This is a genomic window from Pseudonocardia pini (genome assembly GCF_013870575.1).
In the GTDB taxonomy this organism is placed as follows: Bacteria; Actinomycetota; Actinomycetes; order Mycobacteriales; family Pseudonocardiaceae; genus Pseudonocardia; species Pseudonocardia pini.
Genome location: NZ_JACBXB010000122.1, coordinates 1 through 10,059, shown reverse-complemented (window position 1 = coordinate 10,059; position 10,059 = coordinate 1). Strand labels below are relative to the sequence as shown.

Below are 10,059 nucleotides of genomic sequence, written 5' to 3'. Positions count from 1 at the left end.
TCGTCGGCGGACGGGTGCGGCCACGACCCCGCCGCGAGGATCTCGGAGAGCCGGCCGCCCCGAGGATGTCCGACTCGCGCGTCGAGAGTGGGGGACTCGCGCGTCGGGGGTGGGGGACTCGCGAGGGCCGTGAGGAGGCGACGATCGTAGAGGTTGCCGCCGCTGGGGCGGCTGGGGTCGTCGACGTCCGCGGGGAGGACCGCGTGGACGGTCGACGGCCGCACCACCCCTACGACCCCATGAGCGTCGGCCACCCTCACAGCGATCTCTCGTAGCTCGCCCAGGCGATGTGGGACTCGTGCAGGGTCACCACCAGCGCGGTCAGCCCCCGCGCCCCCGGCCCCAGCTCGTCCGCGGCGATCCGCCCGGCCAGCCGGTCCGCGACGACCTGCGCGAGGAACTCCGTGGAGGTGTTCCGCCCCGCGAACTCCGAGACGTCGTCGAGGTTGCGGTAGGTCAGCTCCGCCAGGACCGCCTTCAACGCCTCGGACGCGAGCCCGATGTCGACGACCAGGTCGTCGGCGTCCAGCTCGGGACGGCGGAAGGTCGCGTCCACCACGAACGTGGCGCCGTGCAGGCGCTGGGCGGGCCCGAAGACCTCGCCGGTGAAGCTGTGGGCGACCATCATGTGGTCCCGCACCGTGATCCCGAACACCCGTGCCTCCTGCGTACGACCCGTCAGTAGGTGACACGGACCAGGAGGCCGGACGGTTCACCGAGGACCGCGGGAAGTTCCGCGGGCAGATCCTCGAACGCCACCGTGCCCGTGACGAGGGCATCGAACCGCGGGTCGGCCAGCAGCCGCAGGGCGACCCCCATCCGGTCGGTGTAGCCCCACCGGGCCCGGCGCGCGGGCGCGACCATCCCGACCTGCGACGAGCGCACGGCCAGCCGCCGCGGGTGGAACGCCCCGCCGAGGGAGACCGAGACCGGGCGGTCCCCGTACCAGGACAGCTCGATCACCTCACCCTCCGTGCCGAGCAGCTCCAGGGACTCCTGCAGGCCCGCCGAGCTCCCGGAGGTGTGGAACACCAGGTCGCAGTCCCCCGAGGCCTCGCCCGGCCGCACCCACCGCGCCCCCCAGGCCGACACGACGGACCGGTCCAGCGGGTCCACGACCTCCACCCGCGCCCCGGGGATCCCCGCGAGCAGCGCGGCCACACAGCAGCCGACCATCCCTCCGCCCACGACGGCGACCCGGTCCCCCACCCGCGGCGCCGCGTCCCACAGCGCGTTGACGGCCGTCTCGACCGTCCCGGCGAGGACCGCGCGCGCGGGCGGCACGGAGGCGGGCACGGGGACGACGGCCGAGGCGGGCACCACGTACTCGGTCTGGTGCGGGTACAGGCAGAACACCGGCCGGCCGGACTCCAGCACACCGACGTTGAGGTAGCCGTACTTCACCGGCCCCGGGAAGTCCCCCTCCTGGAACGGAGCGCGCATCTCGGCGGCCTGCGCCGCGGGCACCCCGCCGCGGAAGACCAAGGCCTCGGTCCCCCGGCTGACCCCGGAGTACAGGGTCCGGACCACGACGTCGTCGGGGCCGGGTTCGGGCAGCTCGCCGTCGCGGATCTCGAGGTGGCCGGGCGAGGCCAGCCAGAGCGCCCTCATCGGGGGAAGTACTGCAGGAACATCAGGTCGCCGATCTGGCGGGACTTGCCGAGCGTCATCCGGTTCGCCGGGCCCTGCGGGAAGGCGGCCGCGTTCACGAACCGCGGCGCCCGCGGCTGCCCCACGAAGAACGGCGCGTAGACGACGTGCAGCTCGTCCACCACCCCCGCCGAGAGGAACAGGGTGTGCACGGCACCCCCGCCCTCCACCATCAGCCGCTCGACGCCCCGTCCGCGCAGGTCCGCGAGCATCCGGTGCAGGTCCAGCGGGTCGCCCGCGCCGACGACCCGCGCGACCGGCCCGAGCGTCGACTGCAGGACCGGGGCCTGCGCGTCGCAGGTGTAGACGTAGCGCGCGGCGTCGCCCGTGGTGAAGAACCGCGCCGCCGGGTCGACCTTGCCGGTGCGGGTCAGCGTGACCTTGGCGGGCGAGGGCGTCCGCCCCGCCGCGACCCGGGCCTCGCGACGCTCCGCCGAGCGCACCAGCAGGCGGGGGTCGTCGGCACGGATCGTCCCCGCCCCGACCAGCAGCGCGTCCGCCCAGGCCCGGACCTCGTCCACGCGGTCGAGGTCCTCCGGATCGGAGAGGATCAGGCGGGCCTCGGCGACGTCGTCGATGTACCCGTCGAGGGACACTGCCGCCGAGGCGATCACGTACGGGCGCTCGGTCACGGACCCGATGGTGCCTCCTCGGGGGCCCGGGAGACCATGGCCGGGGTCTCCCTGCGCCGAGTGGACCAGTACCGGATGCGGCTACAGCAGGTCTCTGACCGCGGCGAAGGTCGCAGTGACGTCCTCCAGCCAGAACTCGTGGTGCAGCTCGGGGACGTGACGGATCTCCCAGCCCGCCTCGGCGAGCTCGGCGGCGAGGGTGTCCGGCACCACGCTCGGCCCCTCGGCGGAGAGGACGACCGTCGAGGGCACCGGCGGCGGGCCCGGGGTCAGCGGATGGCGCGTGACGTCCCGGAACGTCGGGATCAGCACGCCGCGCGCCGTCCCGGCCCGCGCCTCCTCGATCAGGGCCCGGTCCTCGGGGGCGAAGCGGGAGCGGATGCGCGCCCGCCCCGGCATCGACGCGAGCGCCACCGCCCCCATCGTGACCGCGGGCACGGCCCAGAACCAGCGCGCGGTCGGCAGCCCCAGCCGGAACCCGGGATCCAGGTACACCGCCCGCCGCGGCGCGAGCCGCTCGGCCGCCGCGGCCACGACCGCACCCCCCAACGAGTGTCCGACGACGGCGTCGAGGCCCGTCGGCAGCGTCTCCACCAGGTCTGCGGCGTACTCGGCGAGGGTGTAGCCGGCGCCCGCCGGGCTGGTGCCGTGCCCCCGCAGGTCGACGGTGGTCACGGACCGGCCGCCGACCGCGAGGATCTTCCCGACCAGCGGCTGCCAGGTCTTCCCGGAGCCGCCCAGGCCGTGGACCAGCGCGATCCGGCGCGGCCCCGTGCCGTGGACGGCGGTGCGCAGCCTCACCGACGGGCCCGCCGCAGCACCCAGGTCACGATGGCGGCGGAGACCATCGCGGCCCCGACGACCCACAGCCCGGCCTTGTTGTCCCCGGTCGCATCGGACAGCGCGCCGGTGACGTACGGCGCCACGAACCCGGACATGTTGCCGAGCGAGTTGATCAGCCCGATCCCGGCCGCCGCGGCGGCCCCGGTGAGATAGGCGGTGGGCAGCGACCAGAAGCCGGGCAGGGCCGCGAGCACGCCGCAGGCACAGATCGTCACGGCCACGATCGCCAGCCACGGGTCGTTCAGGTACAGGGCGACCGGGATGGCCAGGCCGCCGACCAGCGCGGGGACGGCCACCCGGACCGTCGGGTTCGTCGTGCGGCGGGTCCACACGATCATGGCCACGAGCCCGACGGCGTACGGGATCGCCGTGATCAGGCCCTGCTGGACCGTGGTGAACGACGTGCCGTACTGCGCCGCGAAGCCCTTGACGATCGTCGGGAGGAAGAAGCTCAGCGCGTACAGGCCGTAGACCACGCCGAAGTACACCCAGCTCAGCGCCAGCACGCGCGGGCTCCTGAGGGCCCCGAGCACCGACTTCGGACCCTCGCCGGAGACCTCCGCGCCCTCCGCGGCGACGGCCCGTTCCAGCGCGTCGCGCTCCTCCTGCGGCATCCAGGTCGCCTTCGACGGCCGGTCGGTGAGCAGGAACCACACCGCGACGGCCAGCAGGATCGCCGGGATCCCCTCCAGCAGGAACATCACCCGCCAGCCGGACAGGCCGAACAGCCCGTCGCCGTGCTCGATGATCAGCGTCGAGACGATGGCGCCCAGCGCCGTGGAGATCGGGATGGCCGTCATGAACCAGGCGGTCATCCGGGCGCGCTGCGCAGCCGGGAACCAGTAGGTCAGGTACAGGATGATGCCCGGGAAGAACCCGGCCTCGGCCACGCCGAGCAGGAAGCGCAGCACGATCAGCACGGTGGCGTTCGGGGTGAACGCCATGGCCGTGGCCACGATCCCCCAGGTCACGAGGATGCGGGCGATCCACCGGCGGGCGCCGAAGCGGTGCAGCAACAGGTTGCTGGGCACCTCCAGCAGCAGGTAGCCGATGAAGAACACCCCGGCCGCGATCCCGAACATCGTGGCCGAGAGCCCGAGCTCGTCGTTCATCCCGTTCGGCCCCGCGAACCCGATGTTCACGCGGTCCAGGTAGTTCACGAAGTACAGCAGGATGAGCAGCGGGACCAGCCGCCGTCCCGCCCGGCGCACGCCGGACCGGACCAGCCGTTCCTCCCTGCCGACCGCGGTGTCGGAGGTCATGGGCGCTCCCTCTCAGAAGACCTTGCCGGGGTTGAGGATGCCCCGTGGGTCGAGGGCCTGCTTGACGGAGCGGTGCATGTCCAGCACGACCGGGCTCAGCTCGGCGACGAGCCCCGGCTTCTTCAGCAGCCCCACGCCGTGCTCGCCGGTCACGGTGCCGCCCAGCTCCAGCGCGGCGGCCACGATGTCGTCGAACGCGAGCTGGGCGCGGGCCTTGGCGGCCTCGTCGCCGGGGTCGACGACCAGCAGCGGGTGCAGGTTGCCGTCCCCGGCGTGGGCGATGTTGGCGATGGTGATGCGGTGGTCGGTGGCGGCCTTCTCGATGCGCCCCAACATCTCCGGGACGCGCCCTTTCGGCACGCAGACGTCCTCGGTGAGGACCGGGCCGAGGCGCTCCAGCGCGGGGTACGCGAGCCTGCGCGCGGCGAACAGGGCCTCGGACTCCGCCTCGTCCGTGGAGCGCACCGCGTAGGTCGCCCCCGCGCCCTCGAAGCACGCGACCATCCGCTCCGCGGCCAGCTCGCCCGCGGCGCCGGGCTCGTCCAGCCTGGCCAGCAGGACGACCTCGGCCTCCACCGACAGCCCCATGTTCTTCCAGGCGTCGACGGCCGCGAGGCAGTGCCTGTCCACCAGCTCCAGCGCGGCCGGGGTCAGGCCCGCTGCGGCGCTCGCGGCGACCGCCTCGCCCGCGTCCACGATGGACGCGAAGTAGCCCGCCACGGTGATCGCGGGCGGCGGCAGCGGACGGAGCTTCACGGTGACCTCGGTGACGATCCCGAGCGTCCCCTCCGACCCGACGACGAGCCCGGCGAGGTCGTAGCCCGCCACGCCCTTCGCGGTGCGCCTGCCGAGCCGGACGAGCTCGCCGGTGCCCGTGACCATCTGGAGGCCGAGGACGTAGTCCCTGGTCACGCCGTACTTCACGCAGCACAGCCCGCCCGCGTTCGTCGCGACGTTGCCGCCGATCGTGGACCACGGCGAGCTGGCGGGGTCCGGGGGGTACCAGAGCCCCTCCTTCGCGACGGCGGCGCGCAGGTCGTCGTTGACGACGCCCGGCTGGACCACCGCGAGCCGCTCCAGCGGGTCGATCTCCAGCACCCGGTCCATCCGGTCCAGGGCGAGCACGATGCCGCCGTCGACCGCGTTGGCGCCGCCGGAGAGCCCGGTGCCCGCACCGCGCGCGACGACCGGGACCGAGTGCCGGTAGCAGGCCGCGACGACGCTCTGCACCTCCTCGGCCGTCAGCGCCCGGACGACGGCGAGCGGGCGGCCCACCGGGGCCCACTCGGCGTCGTCGTGGGAGAGGGACGCCGTCACGTCCGGGTCGGTGAGGACCCGGTCCGCGGGGATCCCGAGCTCGTCGAGGATCGTCATCGGCTCAGTCCACCACACCCGGTGAGCGGCGATGCCCGCTAGAGCGGACTGCTAGAGCGGACAGCGCCACTCACAAGGCTCCCAGGGCCTCTGCGGCCTGCCCCCGGAAGCGCGCCACGTTCGCCAGCTTGATGTCCTCGTAGCCCTTGACCTCGTCGGCCAGCTCGGCGATCGCCACGACCTGCGCCACGTTGTCCGCCGTCAGCCGCTCCAGCGCGGCCCGGACCAGGGCCTGGTACTCGCCGACCAGCTCGCGCTCCACGCGTCGGACACAGGCGTAGCCGAAGAGGTCGAACGCCGTGCCGCGCAGGCCCTTCGCGGCGCGGAGCCCGCGGAACGCGACCTCCGCAGCCCGCCCGGACAGCCGGATCTTGGTCCTCATCCCCAGCGCCCGCAGGACCGGCGGGTGCAGCAGGACCGACGTGCGGGCGTCGGGCCCGAACTCCGCGTCCCGACGCGCCTTCTCGACCGGGTCGAGGTGCAGCCGCGCCACCTCGTACTCGTCCTTGTACGCCATCAGCTTGTGCAGACCACGGGCGTAGGCGACGCCGACCTCCTCGCCACCCAGCGCCGCGACCCGGCGGACCTCCTCGGCGTACCGTCCGGCCAGCGCGGCGTCCTGGAAGCCGGTGAGGTCCTCGACGCGGACCGCCAGCACCTCGTCCAGGGTCTCGGCCCGCACGACCGGGGTCTGCGGGTGGACCGCGGCGCGCACGGCGTCGGCGTCGAGCACGGCGGCGCGGCCCCAGCGGAACGCCGCGAGCGTCTGCTCCACGGCGGACCCGTTGAGCCGGATGGCCTCCTCCAGCGCGTCGGCGGAGACCGGCAGGCAGCCGGCCTGGTAGGCCGCACCGAGCAGCAGCATGTTGGTGGGCATGTGGTCGCCGAACAGGGCCTCGGCCAGCGCCTGGGCGTCCACGGCGACGACGTCCGCCACCGCGTCGGCGATCCGGGAGACGGCCTCGTCGGCCGCACCCGGCAGGAGGAGCCGACCGCTGACCATCGCCGCGGTGGGCACGATTGCGGTGTTCAGCACGGCCACGGTGTGCCCGGCCCGCGCGGCAGCCAGGTTCGCCGGGTCGGCCGCGCCCAGGACGTCGAACCCGATGAGCACGTCCGCGGTCCCGCGGGACGCCCGCAGCGCCCCGCGGACCGGCTGCTTGGCGATCCGCACGTCCGAGACGACGGGCCCGCCCTTCTGCGCCAGCCCGACCTGCTCCAGCCCGGCGGCGAACCGGCCGTCGACGTGCGCGGCCATCTGCAGGATCTGCGAGGCGGTGACCACGCCGGTGCCGCCGATGCCGGGCATCCGGACGAGGGTCTCGATGCCGTCGAAGCGCGGCTCGGGCTCGGTCAGCGCGACCGGCAGCTCCGGGACGACCCGCCGTACCGTGCCCGGCTCGACCAGCAGGAACGACGGACAGTCGCCCTTGAGGCAGGAGAGGTCGGAGTTGCAGGAGGACTGGTGGATGTGGGTCTTGCGACCGAACTCCGTGGCCACCGGCTGCACCGACAGGCAGGTCGACTGGTCCCCGCAGTCCCCGCAGCCCTCGCACACCCGCTCGTTGATCACGACCTTCTCGGCCGGGGTCGGCAGCTTCCCGCGCTTGCGGAGCCTGCGCTCCTCGGCCGCGCACCGGTCGTCGTGGATCAGCACGGTGACGCCGTCGAGCGCGGCCAGCTCGGCCTCCACCTCGGCGAAGGTGTCCCGGTGGCGCACGTCGATCGCGGTTCCGCGGTACTTCGCCGGATCGTCGGTGGTCACCACGACCTTGCGGACGCCCTCGGTGGTCAGCAGCGCCACGATCTCCGGCACCGACAGCCGTCCGACGGCCTGCTGCCCGCCGGTCATCGCCACGGCGTCGTTGTAGAGCAGCTTGTAGGTCATGGTCGCGCCACCCGCCACGGCCGCGCGCACGGCCAGCGAGCCGGAGTGGTGGAAGGTGCCGTCGCCGAGGTTCTGCACGAAGTGCCGGTCGTCGGTGAAGGGGGCCAGGCCGAGCCACTGCGCGCCCTCGCCGCCCATCTGGGTCATCCCGATCTGGGTGCCGCGCTGGTCGCCGTCGATCGCGATCATGACGTGGCAGCCGATCCCGACGCCCACGAGCGTGCCGTCCGCCGTCTTCGTGGACGTGTTGTGCGGGCAGCCGGAGCAGAAGTACGGGGTCCGGGCCGCGCCTGCGAGCGGCAGGCCGATCCGCGACGGCTTGCGGGGCCGTTCACAGCCAGGTAGAGCACCGCGTCGGCACCCTCGGCGGCGATCCGGCGAGCGCCCGCGGCCGCGGCCGCACGGAGGGCGGCCGCGGTCAGGCCGTCCTCGCGCCGTCCCACCACGACCCGATCGCCGAAGCCGTCGGCGGCCATGTCCAGCAGCATCGTCACGTTCATTCGGCGGTCTCCGGGTCCGAGGGGGTGGTCAGTCCGAGGCGGGGAGCGGCTTCGCGTCCTTGAGCGGCAGCACCGCCCCGCCGAGCGCCAGCGTGCCCTGCCCCGGCTTGGTGACCAGGAGCTCGACGCCGACGGCCTCGTCCGCGTACCGCTTGCCGAGCAGGGTGCCGTCCTGCTGCGTGGGGTCGGCCTCGTTCGTCGTCCCGGCCTCGGGACCGCGGGCGTCGACCATCGGGGCGCCGCCGCACGTCACGTCGACGTCCTCGACCCCCCAGCGGATGACGATGACGGTGGTGGCGTCCACCGTGCTGGCGAGGGTGGTTCCGATGCGCGGCTTCATCGCGGCGTCCTCCGTTTGCGTCGCTTGGTCCGGGGCGGTGGTCCCGGCATGGTGGCCCGGTGTTCCCGGTCGACGGACCCACTGTAGAGCACCCATCCTATTGAGGATACTACTTAGGGCAAATCCGTCACGGTGGTGGGGACGACGCCGTTCAGGGTGCTCAACTCGTGCGCCGCCGGGCGGCCGCGTGCCGGATCGCCCGCGGCTCGTAGGCGATGTCCGCGCGGGCCAGCGTCGTCCCCGGCGGCACGAGGGCGTCGATCCGGTCGAGGACCGCCGCGTCGAGTAGGACCTCCGCCGCCGGGAGCTGGCTCTCGAGCTGCTCCATCGTCCGCGGCCCGATGATCGTCGACGTGACGGCGGGATGGGCGAGGGTGAAGGCGAGCGCGAGCCCGATCAGGTCCGTCCCCGCGTCGGCGGCGATCGCCTCCAGCTCCGGGAGGAGCGCCCGCTTGCGCTCGGCGGCGGGCGAGTCGGCGCGCCAGGAGCCGCGCCCCAGCCGCGAGAACCGCGACCCCTCCGGGACCTCGTGCGAGTACTTCCCGGTCAACCAGCCGCCGTTCAGCGGGCTCCACACGATCGCGCCGATCCCGTAGCGCTCACAGGTCGGGAGCACGTCGCGTTCGATCCCGCGCACGAAGACCGAGTACGGCGGCTGCTCGCACCGCGGTCGGACGTGCCCGCGCCGCTCGGCGCACCACTGCGCCTCGACGAGCTTCTCGGCCGGGAAGGTGGACGTTCCGGTCATCAGCACCTTGCCCTGCCGCACCAGGTCGGACAGGGCGCCGAGGGTCTCGTCGAGGTCGGTGTCGGGGTCCGGCCGGTGCAGCTGGTACAGGTCGATGTGGTCGGTACCCAGCCTGCGCAGGCTGTCCTCGCAGGCCCGGACGATCCACCGGCGCGAGGACCCGCGGTGGTTCGGGTCGCGGCCCATCGGGTTGTAGAGCTTGGTGGCGAGGACGACGTCGTCCCGGCGGCCCTTGATCGCCTCCCCCACGATCCGCTCGGACTCCCCCGCCGAGTAGACGTCCGCGGTGTCGATCATGGTGATGCCCGCGTCGAGGGCCCGGTGCACGATCCGGGCGCAGTCCTCCGCGTCGGCGTTGCCCATCGACCCGAAGGACATCGCCCCCAGGCACAGGGTCGACACCCGCACCCCGCTCCCGCCGAGCACCCTCGTCTCCACGCGACCACCTCGTCTCGTATTCGGTGTCCTCATCCAAACCCAGGGAGCGATCGGCGTCAACGATCCGGTCCGGAAGCGGCAGAAGAGGGTACTCTCCGGGCAGACCCGACGACGTGGAGGCAGCCGATGCCGGTGGACCTGACCGGGGCGCCCGTGGTGCGTGGCCCGGCCCCGCCGCCCCTGGCGACACCGGAGAGGCGGCCCGGGTCCGTCCGCCGCACCTCCACGATCGACATGACCTGGCCCGAGGGCCGCACCGAGCCCATGGCCATGCTCGGCCGCGCGCGGGACCTCCACACCCGGGCCGACGGCTCCGCGGTCGTCCTCGCCGAGGACGTCCTGCACGCGAGGACCGCCCCCGACCGGACCATCACCGCGCTCTCC

General features: G+C 73.7%; 10 protein-coding genes. 1 reads left to right on the top strand and 9 read right to left on the bottom strand.

The genetic code is table 11. The features are described from left to right. Nucleotides 1–256: 256 nt before the first annotated feature. From H5J29_RS10115 to H5J29_RS10075, 9 genes are all read right to left on the bottom strand, one after another. The gene (locus H5J29_RS10115; RefSeq protein WP_181780669.1) at nt 257–655 is read right to left on the bottom strand and encodes a 6-pyruvoyl trahydropterin synthase family protein; all 399 of its coding nucleotides are present in this window, start codon (nt 653–655) and stop codon (nt 257–259) included. 23 nt (nt 656–678) lie between these two features. Continuing rightward, a complete protein-coding gene (locus tag H5J29_RS10110; protein ID WP_181780668.1) occupies nt 679–1,611 on the bottom strand; it encodes a zinc-dependent alcohol dehydrogenase in 933 nt (310 codons plus the stop codon). Further along, the gene (locus H5J29_RS10105; protein ID WP_181780667.1) at nt 1,608–2,282 is read right to left on the bottom strand and encodes a RibD family protein; all 675 of its coding nucleotides are present in this window, start codon (nt 2,280–2,282) and stop codon (nt 1,608–1,610) included. The genes H5J29_RS10110 and H5J29_RS10105 overlap by 4 nt, the downstream gene beginning before the upstream one ends. 81 nt (nt 2,283–2,363) lie before the next feature. Beyond that, nucleotides 2,364–3,083 carry an alpha/beta fold hydrolase gene (locus H5J29_RS10100; protein ID WP_181780666.1) on the bottom strand — a complete coding sequence of 240 codons (720 nt, stop codon included), beginning with the start codon at nt 3,081–3,083 and terminating at the stop codon, nt 2,364–2,366. Continuing rightward, nucleotides 3,080–4,387, bottom strand: a complete 1,308-nt coding sequence (locus H5J29_RS10095) for an MFS transporter (protein WP_181780665.1) — start codon at nt 4,385–4,387, stop codon at nt 3,080–3,082. The genes H5J29_RS10100 and H5J29_RS10095 overlap by 4 nt, the downstream gene beginning before the upstream one ends. 12 nt (nt 4,388–4,399) lie before the next feature. Next, nucleotides 4,400–5,761, bottom strand: coding sequence for an FAD-binding oxidoreductase (locus tag H5J29_RS10090; RefSeq protein WP_181780664.1), 1,362 nt, complete (start codon nt 5,759–5,761; stop codon nt 4,400–4,402). A gap of 70 nt (nt 5,762–5,831) precedes the next feature. Further along, nucleotides 5,832–7,952 carry an indolepyruvate ferredoxin oxidoreductase family protein gene (locus H5J29_RS10085; RefSeq protein ID WP_220187217.1) on the bottom strand — a complete coding sequence of 707 codons (2,121 nt, stop codon included), beginning with the start codon at nt 7,950–7,952 and terminating at the stop codon, nt 5,832–5,834. 225 nt (nt 7,953–8,177) lie between these two features. Further along, nucleotides 8,178–8,489, bottom strand: a complete 312-nt coding sequence (locus H5J29_RS10080) for a hypothetical protein (protein ID WP_181780663.1) — start codon at nt 8,487–8,489, stop codon at nt 8,178–8,180. Between the two features lie 160 nt (nt 8,490–8,649). Next, nucleotides 8,650–9,675, bottom strand: a complete 1,026-nt coding sequence (locus tag H5J29_RS10075; protein WP_181780662.1) for an aldo/keto reductase — start codon at nt 9,673–9,675, stop codon at nt 8,650–8,652. 126 nt (nt 9,676–9,801) lie between these two features. Here H5J29_RS10075 and H5J29_RS10070 point away from each other — a divergent pair. After that, nucleotides 9,802–10,059 (top strand): hypothetical protein (locus H5J29_RS10070; RefSeq protein WP_220187215.1); only part of this gene is annotated, 258 nt, incomplete at its 3' end.